This is a genomic window from Bacillus sp. UNC41MFS5 (genome assembly GCF_000686805.1).
Genome location: NZ_JMLP01000018.1, coordinates 63,064 through 79,634, shown reverse-complemented (window position 1 = coordinate 79,634; position 16,571 = coordinate 63,064). Strand labels below are relative to the sequence as shown.

Annotated in this window: 11 protein-coding genes; 3 read left to right on the top strand and 8 right to left on the bottom strand. The window is 41.1% G+C overall.

The features are described from left to right. Window positions 1-13: 13 nt before the first annotated feature. The 3 genes from BR30_RS0110920 to BR30_RS0110910 all read left to right on the top strand — a co-directional run bounded on the left by BR30_RS0110920 (window position 14) and on the right by BR30_RS0110910 (window position 4,693). Window positions 14-1,597: a PucR family transcriptional regulator gene (locus tag BR30_RS0110920; RefSeq protein WP_026565056.1), complete on the top strand. Its 1,584-nt coding sequence runs from the start codon at window positions 14-16 to the stop codon at window positions 1,595-1,597. A gap of 198 nt (window positions 1,598-1,795) precedes the next feature. Next, window positions 1,796-3,148 carry an aspartate aminotransferase family protein gene (locus BR30_RS0110915; protein ID WP_026565055.1) on the top strand — a complete coding sequence of 451 codons (1,353 nt, stop codon included), beginning with the start codon at window positions 1,796-1,798 and terminating at the stop codon, window positions 3,146-3,148. 30 nt (window positions 3,149-3,178) lie between these two features. Further along, window positions 3,179-4,693 carry a CoA-acylating methylmalonate-semialdehyde dehydrogenase gene (locus BR30_RS0110910; RefSeq protein ID WP_026565054.1) on the top strand — a complete coding sequence of 505 codons (1,515 nt, stop codon included), beginning with the start codon at window positions 3,179-3,181 and terminating at the stop codon, window positions 4,691-4,693. A 451-nt stretch (window positions 4,694-5,144) separates the two neighbouring features. Here the strand turns inward: BR30_RS0110910 and manA are convergent, their stop codons facing one another. From manA to BR30_RS0110865, 8 genes are all read right to left on the bottom strand, one after another. After that, complete coding sequence (gene manA, locus BR30_RS0110900) at window positions 5,145-6,092, bottom strand: mannose-6-phosphate isomerase, class I (RefSeq protein WP_026565052.1); 948 nt, start codon at window positions 6,090-6,092, stop codon at window positions 5,145-5,147. A gap of 93 nt (window positions 6,093-6,185) precedes the next feature. Beyond that, complete coding sequence (locus BR30_RS0110895) at window positions 6,186-8,006, bottom strand: ABC transporter ATP-binding protein (RefSeq protein ID WP_026565051.1); 1,821 nt, start codon at window positions 8,004-8,006, stop codon at window positions 6,186-6,188. 7 nt (window positions 8,007-8,013) lie between these two features. Continuing rightward, window positions 8,014-9,768, bottom strand: a complete 1,755-nt coding sequence (locus BR30_RS0110890; protein WP_026565050.1) for an ABC transporter ATP-binding protein — start codon at window positions 9,766-9,768, stop codon at window positions 8,014-8,016. 280 nt (window positions 9,769-10,048) lie between these two features. Beyond that, window positions 10,049-10,918: an ROK family protein gene (locus BR30_RS0110885; RefSeq protein WP_026565049.1), complete on the bottom strand. Its 870-nt coding sequence runs from the start codon at window positions 10,916-10,918 to the stop codon at window positions 10,049-10,051. Between the two features lie 20 nt (window positions 10,919-10,938). Further along, window positions 10,939-11,847, bottom strand: a complete 909-nt coding sequence (locus tag BR30_RS0110880) for an ROK family protein (protein ID WP_026565048.1) — start codon at window positions 11,845-11,847, stop codon at window positions 10,939-10,941. Window positions 11,848-11,883: 36 nt separating this feature from the next. Then, entirely contained in the window at window positions 11,884-13,296 is a 1,413-nt protein-coding gene (locus BR30_RS0110875; protein WP_026565047.1) for a glycoside hydrolase family 1 protein, read from the bottom strand. A 17-nt stretch (window positions 13,297-13,313) separates the two neighbouring features. After that, window positions 13,314-14,822, bottom strand: coding sequence for a response regulator transcription factor (locus BR30_RS0110870; protein ID WP_026565046.1), 1,509 nt, complete (start codon window positions 14,820-14,822; stop codon window positions 13,314-13,316). Next, window positions 14,815-16,563 carry a sensor histidine kinase gene (locus BR30_RS0110865; RefSeq protein ID WP_231507678.1) on the bottom strand — a complete coding sequence of 583 codons (1,749 nt, stop codon included), beginning with the start codon at window positions 16,561-16,563 and terminating at the stop codon, window positions 14,815-14,817. The genes BR30_RS0110870 and BR30_RS0110865 overlap by 8 nt, the downstream gene beginning before the upstream one ends. Between the last annotated feature and the right edge of the window lie 8 nt (window positions 16,564-16,571).

Here is a 16,571-nt window from a genome sequence, read left to right as displayed (position 1 = left end):
GGGGAGGTTTAAAATGTCTTATTCGCTAACAGTTCAAGATTTATTTGATAAAAAACATTTTCAAAACGTGGAAATGATAGCAGGTCATGGCGGGGTTTCCAATACAATCAAGTGGGTTCATATACTAGAATCAAAAGAGATTACTAGTTTAATAAAGGGCAACGAATTAATTTTAACAACTGGAATTCAACTCATTGAGGAAAAGACTCTATTCAATTTTGTAAAACAACTGATAGAAAAAGAAGCAGCCGGATTATGTATTGAATTTGGTGAACATATTCATTCCGTACCTCATCATGTAATCGAGCTGGCTAATTTACATCTCTTCCCCATTCTTGTGTTTAGCGAAGTCGTTCCCTTTATTGAAATAACACAAGAAATACATAGTGAATTAATTAATCAACAGTATGAAATGATCAAACGGTTGGAGAATTATTCTCAAGAAATCAACAAATTAACCTTGAAAATCACTCATTATGAACATATTTTAATGAGACTTAATAGATTTTTAAACATGAACGTTGCCTTTATCATAAACGGTCAGCAACCAATGTTTATACCAAATGAGAAACACCATATATATGAGAACTTAAGAGATAATTATGAAACAAAGGGGAATTCAAAGCATTTTGCCAAATGTGAAGTAAATATATTAGAAGAACGTTATGGAGAAGTATGTATTTTCACAGAGGATCGTACGATCAATGAGTTTGAATTGTTAGTATTGGATCGAACGGTTATTGCCCTATCACAATATTTATTACGCAGTTTATATATAGAAGAGAAACAAAATATGCACTCTCGAATGTTATTAGAAGCTTGGTTAGGCGGAACAGTTGAAGATTCTGTGATCACTTCCTTCTTAAAGGAACAGAGTTTTCACCATTTGTTAAATTGCTCCTACTTTGTATTAATCGATCAGATAAAGAAATCCAAAAAAGAAAATGATTTAAATTATTACAAGTTATACTCCCGGAATGTTTTTGAGAAAAAAGGATTCGTTTTATTTCTATTAGAAGAAAAACAACGGCTGATTTATATTATTGCAGATATTTATGGACATGATCTAAAACACCGGATTATCGAATGCATTGAAAAAATCAAGGACTTTAGAAAGAATCATAAATATATAGATATGTCTGTCACTACGGCTGTTGGGCAGATTGTAAAACAATATAAATTAGTCAATCAAAGTTACGAAACGGCACAGGATACCCTGTTAATCCGAAGTAATGCTGCCCATCTTTCTTATTTTTATGAAGATCTGTACTTACATCAATTAGTTCTTCAGCTGCAAAAAAATAAAGCCATTATGGATTTAGCCAAAAGATATTTAGAGCCCCTCTATGAATACGATGCTAAAAATAATGGGAATTTGATTACAACATTACAGGTTTATCTTCAGAATAATTGTCAGAAAAATGAGACAGCTGAAAAGCTATTTATTGTTCGTCAAACCTTATATCATCGTTTGTCTAAAATTGAAAGCTTAATAGGAAATGATTATATGCTTCCGCCAAAACGGCTTGCTGTTGAATTAATGCTGCTCGCTACTCAATTTGATTTCCAACCTGCAGATGTAGAGAATCTCTCTTAAGAAAGAGGGATTTTTTTTCGTGAAGGCTCTGTAAAAGGTGCCTGTTGATTTCCGCTCCAGGTTAACACTGCCTTTTTAAAAAAAGTTGTCAATATGTGAAACGTCTTTTGAAAACGTTTTACATTATGTCTGATGATTATAGGGTCATAACCCTTCACAATAAAGACAGACGAAACAAATTGTAAAGGAGTGACTCAGATGGAAAATGTTCAAACAGGTGAAAATTTAGCCACGAAAGATGAGAAATACCTATGGCATTCCATGAAGTCGTATAACCCGCAAGCTACTACCATCATTCAAAAAGCGGAAGGTGCATGGCTGACAGATATTGAGGGGAATCGTTATTTAGATGCCATGTCGGGACTATGGTGTGTAAATGTTGGTTATGGAAGAGAAGAAATAGCAAAAGCAGCATATGACCAGCTTCTAGAAAACAACTATACACCATTAACAAATGGTCATCCAACGGCGATTTTACTTGCTGAAAAAATCAGCGAATTATTAGGTGGGGATTATGTAGTATTTTTCTCCAATAGCGGCTCTGAGGCAAATGAAACAGCATTTAAAATCGTTCGGCAGTATTACCAGCAAAAAGGTCAAGGCAACCGTTATAAAATTGTCTCTCGTTATCGCGCCTATCACGGGAACTCCATGGGAGCGCTCGCTGCAACAGGGCAAGCAGAACGGAAATATAAATACGAACCATTAGCACCAGGATTTATTCATGTAAAAGCGCCGGATCAATATCGTTCCAATGAGGATGGATTTAAGAATCCCAGCGATTTACCATCCGTTAAAGCAGTAGACGAAATCATGACATGGGAGCATTCAGAAACGATTGCGGCGATGATATTGGAGCCGATTATTACAGGTGGCGGGGTCATTATGCCTCCAGATGATTACTTAAAAGGTGTAAAAGAAGTTTGTGAGAAGCATGGTGCCTTATTAATTGTCGATGAAGTCATCTGCGGCTTCGGACGGACAGGAAAAGCCTTCGGCCATCAACATTATGGGGTCCAGCCAGACATTATTACCATGGCAAAGGGACTGACCAGCGCTTATATGCCACTTTCAGCAACGGCAGTAAAGAGAGAAGTTTATGAAGAGTTTACGAAAAGCGGAAATTATGACTTTTTCCGCCATATCAATACATTTGGAGGCTCTCCGGCGGCTTGTGCAGTAGCATTAAAAAATCTAGAAATTATGGAACGAGAAAATTTATTTGAACAATCTACCGAAATGGGTGCGATTTTAATAGAAGAATTAAAAGCTAGAATTTCACAACATCCTCATGTTGGTGATATTCGCGGAAAAGGATTGCTGATTGGAATCGAACTCGTCGAAGACCGCGATACAAAAAATCCTTTAGCTGTAGAAAAAGTCAATCAAGTGATTGCTAAGTGTAAAGAGCAAGGACTCATTATTGGAAAAAATGGTGTAACCGTCGCAGGATATAACAACGTATTAACCTTATCTCCACCATTAAATATTACTTTAGAGGAAAAAGATTTTATTTTAGCAAACCTAGTTCAAGCAATTGAATCTTTATAAAGCTTTTAAAATCGAAAGGAGAACGGGTAGATGACAAACATGACTGATGTGAAAGAACTTACACATTTTATTGATGGAAAAATGATCAAGGGTGAAAGCGGCCGTTTTTCAGAAGTGTTTAATCCGGCAACAGGGGAAATCATTGCGAAAGTACCGTTAGCTTCCTCAAATGAAGTGAAAGGTGCCATAAAAAAAGCAGAAGCCGCCTTTCCCGAATGGCGTGATCTCTCCGTAGCGAAGCGGGCAGAAGTTATCCTGAATTTCCGCAACTTGCTAAAGCAAAATAAAGATAAAGTCATCGAATTAATCTGTATCGAAAGCGGGAAAACCGAAGAAGATGCACAGGGTGAAATTACTCGTGGATTAGAATCAGTAGATTTAGCGATTAATGCGCCTCATTTCATGAAGGGTGAATATTCCGTAAATGTGGGCGGACAAATTAATGCTTATTCAGCTAAATATCCACTAGGTGTAGTGGCCGCCATCTCTCCCTTCAATTTTCCAATCATGGTGCCATTAGCGCAAACAAGCATGGCAGTAGCCGTTGGAAATGCGGTTATTTTAAAAGCTTCTGAACGTGTACCTATGACCGCTTTATATATTTGTGAATTATGGAAAGAAGCAGGCCTGCCAGATGGTATTTGGACAGTCATCAATGGTGATAAAGAGGCGGTAAATGAACTACTTGAAAATCCAGCCGTACAGGCCATTTCCTTCGTTGGGTCTACACCAGTAGCACACTATATTTATGAAACGAGCGCTAAATATGGCAAACGTGTGGTTGCCTTAGGAGGCGGCAAGAATAATATGGTTGTTATGCCAGATGCTGATTTAGAACAAGTAGCGAATGCTTTCATCAGTGCAGGGTACGGAGCGGCTTCACAGCGGTGTATGGCCATTTCTACCTTAATGCCAGTCGGTCAAGAAACGGCGGATCGCTTGGTAGAAATTTTAAAAGAAAAGGTTGATCGCTTAAAAGTAGGAGCTTTTACAGACGGTGCAGATTACGGCCCAGTTATTTCCTCGCAAGCAAAAGAAAGTATCCTAAAAGCAATTGATCACAGTGAAGAAGAAGGGGCAACACTCGTTTGTGATGGACGTAATAAAGAGATTACCAAAAATAGCGAGGGATTCTTCCTTGCACCAACGTTACTTGACCATGTGAAACCAGGAATGAAAATTTATGAAGAAGAAGTTTTCGGTCCTGTTCGTAATATTGTCCGTGTTGATAGTTTAGAGGAAGCAATAAAATTAATTAATCAGCAAGAATTAGCAAATGGTGTAACGATCTATACCAATAATGGGCTGGCAGCTAGAAAATTCACGACTGAAATTGATGTAGGAATGGTCGGTGTAAATGTACCAATTCCAATTCCAGTAGGTTTTCACAATTTTGCTGGGTTTAAGGGCTCAAGATTTGGCGACGGGCAAATGTTTGGCCCAGATCAAGCACGGTTCTATACAAAGACCAAAACAGTTTCAGAACGCTGGTTATCAGCAAGCGATAATAGTGATCTATCATTTGCATTCCCTAGTAACAAATAATACAGCCAGTTAAGAACAGTGCCTGTCACTCCCCGAATCATGTCGATGAATTTGCGGGTGGTGTCAGGCACTTTTGTAGGAGGGCTTTATTCTTTATTAAGTGGGGGCCTGAGCCTCCACTCTTTTGATTTGGGGAATCAAGTTAAGCACCCGAGCTAATAAATAGACGGAAAAATTCCGCTTAATTATTAATTACGATTAAAAAAAGCTTAAATAGACGGAGAGATTCCGCCTATTTGCTCGAAAAACCTAAAAATGGAGGATTTTGCTATGCATAAGCGGAAAACCTCCGCTTATTTACCCCGAAACGAGCTCCATTCTGCATTTAACCGGAAAACCTCCTCTTATATTTCTTTTGCTTATTGAAAAAGGATTGAGTTTTATCTCAAAAATCCAAGGGAACCTTATTTTGATGCATTATGCACAAGAACTGCCCCCTTGGTTTTAAATATTAAGTATGCGAAACAATTATCTCGCATTCTCCATCCAACTCAAACTCCCCAAACCCAACAGGAATAATAAAATGGGTTCCCTTCCCTAATTCATATTTTTCACCATTATGGATGAGTGATCCCTGGCCCTTAATCACACTGAAAAGCAAGTATTGCTCATCAAATGAAAAGGATACCTTCCCATGGATATCCCATTTATAAACAGAGAAAAATTCGGACTCCACAAAAGTCGTAACCATGGCATTTTCGACTTCCTCCACTCGAGGCGAAATCATTGCATTTTGATGAGGCACTGTCGTTACCTCAATTGCCTTTTCTAAATGCAAATCACGCAGGTTCCCTTCCGCATCCTTGCGATCAAAATCATAAACCCGATAGGTAGTGTCAGAACTCTGCTGCGTTTCCAATACGAGAGTTCCTTCACACAAAGCATGGATCGTACCACTTGGGACATAGAAAAAGTCACCCGGCTTGATTTTAACTCGGCGCAGCAGGTCGTTCCATTTTCCCTCATTAATTTGCTGGATTAGTTCTTCCTTTGATTGGGCGTTATGTCCAAAGATTATATCCGCCTCTTCTTTGCAGTCGATAATATACCAACATTCTGTCTTTCCAAGCTCACCGTTTTCATTCACCTTTGCATAGGCATCATCGGGATGAACCTGTACGGATAAATCCATATTGGCATCCAAGATCTTGGTAAGCAGCGGAAATACCTCTTTCTTTTGACTTCCAAATAACTCAGGATGCTCACTCCAGAGATTGTCCAAAGTCATGCCGGCATATGGACCGTTTTCAATGACCGAAGGGCCGTTTGGATGAGCGGAAATAGCCCAGCATTCTCCTGTTAGTTCTGATGAAATTTCATATCCAAATTCCTTTTGTAATGCCGTTCCGCCCCAAATTCTCTCTTTAAAAACAGGTTTTAATAGTAATGGCTGCAAAATAGCCTCCTCCTAATGATGTAAAATTGATAGCTCGGGGACGGTTCTCCCGGCCCCGAAAAAGCCAAAAGAACCGTCCCCATGACCCACTCATGGTCACCCATGGTCAAGCATTTTGTATTGGGCTTTCACTAATTCATAATAAATTCCTTGTTTAGCCATGAGATTTTCATGATTTCCCTGCTCCAGTATATTCCCGTGATCAAGAACCAAGATGTTGTCGGCTTCCCGGATTGTTGATAACCTGTGGGCAATCATAATTGCTGTTCTTCCTTTTAATAACGTTCTTAATGCCTTTTGAATCTTGACCTCTGATTCCGTGTCAATACTTGCGGTGGCTTCATCCAAAATGAGAATTTTTGGTTCAGCGAGAAGGGCCCTGGCGAAAGAAAGGAGCTGGCGCTCACCCACCGACAAGATATTGCCCCGCTCTTCCACCTCCGTTTGATAGCCATTCGCAAGCTGGTTAATAAACGAATCGGCTCCTACTACCTTCGCGGCAGCGATCACTTCCTCGTCACTGGCTCCTGGATTTCCAAAACGAATATTTTCCATAATCGTTCCTGAAAAGATAAACGTGTCCTGCAGGACCACGCCTATTTGCGAGCGGAGACCCGCAATCGACAATTCGTGAATGGGATGGCCATCGATTTTGACAACACCTGAGGTAGCATCATAGAAGCGGCTGACCAAGTTAGCAATGGTCGTCTTCCCGGAGCCCGTATGGCCGACAAGCGCAACCGTCTCTCCCGCTTTTATCGAAATAGAAATACCGTTTAACGCCTTTCTTGATCCATCATAGGAAAATTCCACATCCTCAAAATCAATCTGCCCTTTAATAGAAGAGAGAATCATAGGTTTGGAGGCCTCCGACACAAGCGGCCTTTCATCTAAAAACTCAAAAATCCGCTCCGAAGAAGCCATTCCAATCAACAGCTGATTATACAACTGACCAAGACGCGAAATCGGCTCCCAGAACATCCCTAAATAAAAGGCAAAGGAGACAAATTCCCCGATTGTACTTTCACCTCCCGAAACAAGAAAAGCCCCGTACCAGATGAGAATGGCCGTCCCCAAAGCATTGGTGACCTCGACAAACGGTCCAAACATGGCATTTTTATGGACTGCTTGTTTCCAAGTTTCAAAGTTTTCCTGGTTGACTCCCTTAAAAAATTGAATGTTTTCTTTTTCTTGGGTAAAGGCCTGCGTGACTCGGATGCCTTGAATGCTTTCATTTAAATGGGAATTGAGCTTCGACTGGACGAGCCGAACCGATTGCCACTGCAGACGGATCTTTTTTCGCAGGCTGGTGGAGATGAAAAACATGATCGGCAAAATCACCATAATCGCAATCGTTAATTTTGCATTCAAAGAAAATAAGATAATAATAACCGACAGCAATAGGAGAAAATCGGTTAATAGATTAATAACACCACTTGTAAACAGCTCCTGCAGGGAATTAATATCATTCATAATCCTCACAAGAATCGACCCGCCCGAACGCTGGTCGAAGAACCTGTGTGATAAGGACTGTACATGTGTAAACAAATGCTGCCGCAAATCATAAATGACATTCTGCCCAAGCTTATTCATCCAGCGGATTCTTAGCAAATTGACAAAATAGGATAAAACATACAACCCTGAAATGATGAAAATCAGCTGGAGCAATAAGGTTGTATCTTTTTCAACAATCGCCTTGTCAAGGGTATAGACGCCAATTAAAATCGGAATGATTAAACGGATGGCTGTTGAAATGATCACTGTCATAAACGAAAGGGGCAGTAAATTTTTTGTATAGGGCTTTAAGTATTGCAGCAAGCGCCACATCTGTTGCCAGTTAAACGATTTATCAATCACTTCATCCTGAGAGTAATGAAACCGCTCGAGGATGAGTTGTTTCTTTCGTTGTTCCTCCATGTTTCAGTTATCCTCCCGCCTTTTGCATAATCGCTGCCTGATCCTGATATTGGATATTGTAGATACGCCGGTACGACCCGCCATGGGCAAGCAGCTGTTCATGTGTGCCGCGTTCGATGATTCTTCCGAGATCCAGCACCAAAATTTCATCGGCATGCTTAAGCGATGAAATACGATGGGCAATAATAAACGTCGTTCTCCCCTTCATGACCTCACGGAGGGCCTTTTGAATATGAAATTCAGTTTCCATATCGACCGCACTAGTGGAATCATCTAAAATGAGAATCGCAGGATTCATACAGATGGCTCGTGCAATCGCAATCCGTTGTTTTTGCCCCCCGGAGAGCCCCATCCCCCGTTCTCCCAGCTTCGTGTCATATCCTTCAGGCAGCTCCATAATAAAATCATGGGCCTGCGCCCGTTTGGCCGCATCGATAATTTCCTCCATCTCCGCATCCGGCCTTCCGTAAGCGATATTTGCCTTGATGGTGGATGAAAACAGAAAGGTTTCCTGTAAGACAACGCCAATTTGCGAACGCAGCATTTTCAACCCATATTCCTGAATAGGACGATCATCAATCCGAATTTCACCTGCCGTCGGTTCATAAAAACGGGACAGAAGCTGAATCATGCTGGTTTTTCCAGAACCTGTTGCGCCAATAAGCCCAATGGTTGTTCCTGGAGGCGCGGAAAAAGTGATTTCCTTAAGTGCGGCCGCCTCTTCCGATTGATAGTGGAACGTGACCTGATCGAAGTTCACCTTTCCTGCCATTCTGCCGGTATTTCTGATGTCATCGCCATCCATAATCGTTTCATCTGCTTCCAATACTTCAAGAAGTCTTTCGCCGGAAGCTTTTGCCTGTGAGAACATATTGATGGTGAATCCCAGGTTCATAATCGGCCAAATAATATACCAAACAAGACTGTAGAAAGCGACAAGCTCCCCGGGTTTTAAGGCTCCACTGATTACTTGAAATCCGCCATAGGCCAGCAAGGCGACAACGGAAATATTGCCAATTAGCTCCATCAGCGGAAAATATTTTGACCATACCACCGACGTAGCAAGCTGCTTGGTCCTGTATTCCTGATTGGAGGAGTTAAAGCGCTTCGTTTCCTCCTTTTCTTTTGACAGGGCTTTAACCGTATGGATCCCGTTAATATTTTCCTGCACCATGGTATTTAAGCGGCCGAACGATTCGCGAATCCCGCGGAACGCCGGATGGACGGCTCTATCGAACTTATAAACCACCACACTTAAAAAAGGCAGTGACATCATCGTGACCAAAGTCAGGGAAACGGAATAATAGAACATCACACAAAGACTGGTCCCCACGACAATGACAAAGCGAAGGACCTCGCTAAAGCCGAAGGATACAAAAAAACGAAAACCTTCCACATCCGCGGTCAAACGGGACATTAGATCCCCTGTCTTTGCGTTATCGTAATAGCTGAAGGATAGCCGCTGCAGCTTTTCATATAGAGCATTTCGGAGCAGGTACACGGATTTAATGCCGAACATATCTGCCAAATAATGCTGAATGAAAGTAGAGAAGGCTTTTACCCCCATGATCACGATAAATCCCAAGGCAATCCACGGCACCCAGTCATATTTCCGCCCAAGCACGACATCATCAATGGTTACCTGCAAAATGACCGGATAGATGACGGTAATCGCAGCGACAAGCAGCATAAAGAGCAACGACCAGATAAAATCCTTTTTAAAAGGAAGATAAAACGACTTTAACTTTTTAAAAACAAACATTTTTTCCTCCTTATGTAACCTGAAAATTTACATCCCTTACATTTATATAGATTTAAGTTAGAAATATTTCGAAAATCGTTAAATTAGGTTGTCAAAATTTTTGATAAACTCCACCTCCGTTAGTGCCATAAACCGGCACCTATGTAAGCCTTTCCATTATTTTAGCAGTACGATTCCCTCCATCCTATTGGTAAAACCATAGATTCATTGGTTAAAATAAAGTCTTTTGCCCACAAAAAAACGTACCACCCTTAGACGTGGCACGTTTCTTCTATTAGTATTATTTATGGCTCTCAGTCAATGTCTGATGGGCCAGCAAAAGCGCCCCTGTAATCCCGGCATCATTGCCTAAACCAGGGCTTACAATATATTCTGACAGCTCCGGCAATGAAACATAATCACGGAGAAACTCCTTCAAATGCTGGTAGATCGAAGGGAATACCTGTTTCTGGTTCATAACGCCGCCGCCCAGGATAATCTTTTTCGGCGAAAGAATCAAAATATATTGCATCAGTGCCTGGGCGATATAGTAGCCTTCTAATTCCCATACTTCATTTCTTTCCACTAACTCAATTCCTTTTTGCCCCCAGCGCCCTTCAATGGCAGGGCCGGCCGCCAATCCTTCCAGACAATCTCCGTGGTACGGGCACCGCCCCTGATATAGATCCTCCGGATGACGCCTAACCAAAATATGCCCCATTTCTGGATGAGAATGCCCTTGAAGCATCTGCCCCTGGACGAGCGCTCCTGCTCCAATTCCTGTTCCAACCGTTATATACAAGCAGCTATCCATCCCTTTGGCTGCACCAAAAGTCGCCTCGCCTAACGCGGCGGCATTCACATCCGTATTAAATCCGATGGGAACCCCAAATTCATCCTCAAACGTTTGCACAAACGGATAATCCTTCCATCCTGGTTTTGGGGTAGACGTGATGTGCCCGTATGTGGGACTTTCCGGGTTAACATCAATCGGGCCAAACGACCCAATTCCAATCGCTTCGATCGGGTATTTTTTAAAAAATTCAATGACCTTCGGAATCGTTTCATCCGGGGTAGTGGTAGGGATTTGAATTCGGTCCACAATCGTTCCCTTTTCGTCTCCAACGGCACAAACAAATTTTGTCCCGCCAGCTTCAATTCCACCAAGCATTCGCAGTTCCTCCTAATCTATTATTCATTTAACTGGCCTGAGCCCTTCAGGAAATGAAACAATGCTCCGATTAGGTTTGCATCATTATCAAATTGACAGGCTTGCACTTCTATTCGCAACGTTGAAATGTCGTCCCTTAACCTCTTCAATTCACGATTGATCCCGTCAATCACTTCCTGCCGCTTGCTAATGCCGCCGCCAATGAGGATCTTTTGTGGGTCCAAGGCATATTTTAAATTATAAATTCCGATGGCGAGCCGTTTATAAAATTCTGCAATACTCTCCTTGGCAATCGTATCACCTTTATCGGCAAGAAGAAATACTTCTTCACCGTTCAACGTTCCTTTTGCCAGTGACTTACTCCTGGCAACCTCCTCCACTAAAGCATGGGTCGAAGCAGTCTTGCTCCAGGTTTGATCAAGCGGATTTTTAGGCAGTGCTCCCATAATCATGTAACCGAACTCCCCGCCGTGGAGAGATGCGCCGCGTAAGATCGATTGGTTAATGACGATACTGCCGCCAATTCCTGTTCCTATGACAATACAAATATAGTATTCCGTGCCTTTTGCTGCACCTAACCATCCTTCCGCCAAAGCGGCGCAATTGGCATCATTTTCGATTGATACCGGGAAACCCGTTCGCTCCCTTATGAGGTCAGTCATACAAACTCCATGTATATACGGAATCGCACTGGCACCGCCAATAAACCCCGTTTTAACATTTACAGCACCGGGTGAACTTAAAGCAACGCCTTGCAATTCAAATGAATTCGAATATTCTTTTGTTACTTGGCTAAGTTTCTGCAAGAAACTTTCTAATCCTTCACAAGGAGTCGGAAACTTCCCACTTTCTAATTTCTTTCCTTCTTGATCCATAACAGCATATTTTATATAGGTGCCGCCCATATCGAATACCATGTACGCTTTCATCCGATTCACCTTTTTAATCAAATTCGTCCTCTTCCTTTAAAAACCATTGTTTTCGGACAACTGTTTATACCATTTCCCTGATTTTTTAACCGTTCGTGTTAAATGGTTCTTTAAATCTACTTCCACTAATCCATATCGGTTCTTATAAGCGTTCGTCCATGACCAGTTATCCATGAAGGTCCATAGGTGATATCCCAAGCAATTCGCTCCCTCTTCAAGCGCTTTATGCACCCATTTCAAGTGTTCCTGAATAAATTCAATCCGATAATCATCCTCAATAAACCCTTCCTCATGACGGAACTTTTCTTCCCCTTCAACACCCATTCCATTTTCCGAAATAAAGAATGGCAGATTACTATAGTTGTCACGGAGGTCAATCATAATATCATAGATAACTTCCTCGCAGATTTCCCAACCACGGTGCGGATTGATTTTCCTGCCTGGCATGATATAAGGATCAAAAAGATGTTCCGGCATAAACGGAGCATTCTCCGGCTCAGGCTTCTCTTTCGCTTTAACACGGCGCGGCTGGTAGTAGTTCACGCCTAATAGATCAATCGGATTATTCCTAATCACTTCCAAATCACCGGCCTCCACGGCTGGAAGCAGGTCTCTTTCATTTAAAATATCAACCAAATCACGGGGATACTCCCCTTTTGTGACCGGATCAAGGAAGCTGCGGTTAAAGAATAAATCTGAAATATGGGCAGCCTTTACATCTTCGGCATCCTGGCTCCGTGGATAAGATGGGGTGAGATTGAGGATAATGCCAATTTTCCCGTCCACATTAATTTTTCTAAAGGCTTCTACTGCCTTCGCATGGGCCACAATGGTATTGTGGGCAACCGTTGCCCCCCGTTTGAAATCCACTATATTTGGATAATGCCAATTATATAAATACCCGGCCTCAACTGGGACGATCGGTTCGTTAAAGGTAAACCAATATTTCACACGGTCGCCAAATAAGCGAAAACAGGTCTCCGCATAATTCACATAGGCGTCGATGACCTCCCGGCTTTCCCAACCGCCTTTTTCCTGCATGCACATCGGCATATCGAAATGATATAAATTCATAAATGGTTCGATGTCATGAGCAATCAATTCGTCGATGACCTGGTTGTAAAAGGCAACGGCCTTCCCGTTTACTTCACCAATTCCATCCGGTATCAAACGTGACCATTGAATCGAGGTCCGAAAGGATTTATGGCCCGTTTCTTTCATCAGCTGTATATCTTCTTTAAACCGATGATAGAAATCCGATGTATGTTCCGGGCCAACCCCATGATGAAAACAAGCAGGTTCCATGCTGTACCAATAATCCCAGATACTTTGCTTTCTTCCATCCTTCAGCGCTGCACCTTCCATTTGCGGGCCTGATGCGGCACTTCCCCACCAAAAGTTTTTCGGAAAACGATAGGTAAGGTTATCTTCTTGCAAACTATTATTCATTGATTATCACCATCCTTTTATTTAATTTTTCTCCATTCACTTGGTGTCGTTCCCACACTTTTTTTGAACTGTTTATAGAAATAAGCCGTATCCGAATACCCGACCTTTTTGCCAATTTCACCTGCACGGTAATGGGTGGTTTTGAGGAGCTCCTTTGCCTTTTCCAATCGGTATCGGTTTAGGTATTCTGAAAAAACCGCCCCTACTTCTTTTTGAAATAATTGCCCCAAATAGATGGCATTGACATGAAACTGCTGGCCCAATGTTTTTAACGAAATCCCTTCATCATAGTGGGCATGGATATAATCAAGGACATTTTGGACAATCGGACTGCGATTATTAACTTGCTTATGGATTGAAAAAATTAATTCCTGGCAATATTCCTTCAAAATGGCTTTCATCTCGTCAATATCAGAGCTATACACGATTCTTTCGATGGCAGCTGTATGATAGGAGAGATCGTTCGGCTGCAACGAATAATGGATATAAGAAAGTAAATCAACGATATATTTTCTGGCAGCTGGTGGGGAGATAAAGCTGGAATTCTTGGTGAGATCCTGAAAAAAAGAATCAATCCGTTGAAAAACTTCTCCCTCTGCTTTCAATAGCTGCTTGACAATCGTTTCTTTAAATTCTTGCTGTTTTTTTAATTCTTCATGCTTATCAATCGTCAAATGTTCGGAAAGAAGTACATTTGGGCATGAATATAGCTGCAATAAGCTATATTCCCTTGCTCTCATAAAACTTTCTTCTAATTCGTCTACCGTTTTTACCGGCTTTCCCATCGCTATATAGAATAAACCGGCCCCTCTTTTGTCATCCTTTAGCTGCTCGACCAGGCCTTGGTTATATCGATACAGTTCCTCTTCCTTTTCGCTCCCTAAAATAATGACCAGGTCTTGATTTGGACTGAATAAACAAACGGCTGCGTAATGTTCCTCAATAAAGGTTCTGATTTCCTTTAAAATCTCAACTCTGTAATAATTTTCAAAGCTTAAAATAGAAACAGCATAATACGGCTGAGTAAACTGGATATCATATAATGACAATCTTTCCAGACAGTCGTTCTTCTCAATCTCGCCATTTAAATACCGCCATAAGGTATTGTCCATTAGCGTAGACGGTTCCTGTGCCTGATTACCTCCCGACAATGCATTCATTTTTCGGCCTACATTTTGAATGGTCGATAATAATTCTTCCTCATCCACAGGTTTGACTAAATAGTTTTCAATCCCTAATAACAAACCTTGCTTAATATACTCAAACTCTTGATAACCAGTTAAAATTATACATCTCACCTGCGGCTGGATTTTTTTCGCTTCCTCAATTAAATCCAACCCGGACATTTCTCCCATTAATATGTCGGTAATTAGGAGATCGACTGGATGTTCTTTAAGATAGGTAAGAGCCTCTTCCCCACTCTCGGCACGCGACACAATTTCAAAGCCATAGTCCTCCCAATCTAGGAGGGCTTGAAGGCCTATCGTAATTAACGGCTCGTCATCAACAAGAAGCACCTTATACATGGCTGGTCCCTCTTACTGGAATAGAAAGTGTCACAATCGTTCCCTTATCTTTGATACTTTTCAAAGAAATGCCGAATGCGTCTCCATATTTCAGTTTTAAACGTTGATGGATATTTCTCAATCCAATTGAATCCATTTCATCCCCGTCTTCACAATTAAGATGCTGGACAATCATCGCAAGATCCTCCTCCGTTATCCCCTTACCATTATCCTCCACTGTGATTTCCAACGTTTCCCCAAGCTGAGTGGCACGAATGTGTAACTCATTGTCAGAACGGTCCTTTCTAAAACCATGAACAAAATAATTTTCGATGATCGGCTGCAAAATGAGCTTTTGCACAAGTGTTTGCTCCACGTCACTAGGTATATGAATATCAACCTGTAGTTTGTTTGGGAATTTAAATTGCATTAATTTTAAATACTGATTGACATATTCAATTTCTGTATATAAAGGTACCGTGTCTTTTGATTCTAACGAGTAGCGGAATAGCTTTGATAAATGGAAAATCATTTTACTAGAAGTTTTTGAACCCTCTACGACAGCCACCATCCGTATCGCCTCTAACGTATTAAATAAAAAATGAGGATCGATTTGGGCCTGAAGCGCTTTTAATTCCGCTTGCTGCTGCTTTAAATTTAACAGGTAAAATTGTTCAATATAATTATTCAATTCATCTAACATCGAATTGATATTGACAGCAATCCTTGATAATTCATCTTCATGCTTGGATCCCGGTATCCTGGCATCCAGATTTCCGTTCTCAACCTGCCGAATAATCGAAACAATCTTATTAATACGCCTTGAATAATTTCGAGTAAACGAATAGGATATTAAAATGGAAATAATGATGAAGAATATAATGACGCCCCACATGGTTCCCCTTACGATCGTCAGCTTTTGCCACCCTCTATCGGGAATAACACTGACATACGTATAATCCCCCTGGTTCGCAATGGTACTGATATAAAAATGGTCATTCTGCCACTTTACTTTTTTCTCATTTGTTTCAGGCTTTATCTGTTTGATTATATCTAAGGGAACATCACCCTTATTGACGGAATAGATGATTTTGCCTTCAGCATCCATGATAAAAAAGGAAGCAGGCACTCCATCGCGCTTTTTGACCATTTTGTCTAGACGATTAGTAGCATAAAAAATAGTAATCTCACCTATTTTTTTTAAGGTCACTGGATTGTTAACGACAATCTTTTTGGTAAAGGTATCTCTTAGCTGCCTGCCTCGTGGAATACCATCCCCGCCAAGATTGGGAATCTCTTCTGAAAGATACAGGCTGCCTAAATGCCTGGAAGGATCGATGATGCTTTTATTCCATCGTAAATTTTGAAAAATGAGCAGGTATTCTACAGAAGGAGTTTCCAACGAACGTAAACTGATCGCGTTAATATCGCTATCTTGACCGAAATAGGCATTGAAATACGTATCAATATTATTCGGTACAAAGGACTTGCCCTCCGAAAATTTATCGAGGCGGTATTCCAAATATTTCGCATACCCGTTTTGAAGGGCAAAGGTCATATCATCAATGACTTCCCCTTTAACATAAAAATCCCTTTTGGATCGATTAATATCTGCATCTTTAGCGGAAAAATAATCCTCCACCCGCTCCATCGTTCTGGTATTGACGTTCACTTCTTTTTGAATAATCACTTCGGAGTAATAGTTCGTGATTGTAACGATTAAAACAATGATGGTTAAAATAATAGTGATAGATGATGCCAAGAATAGTT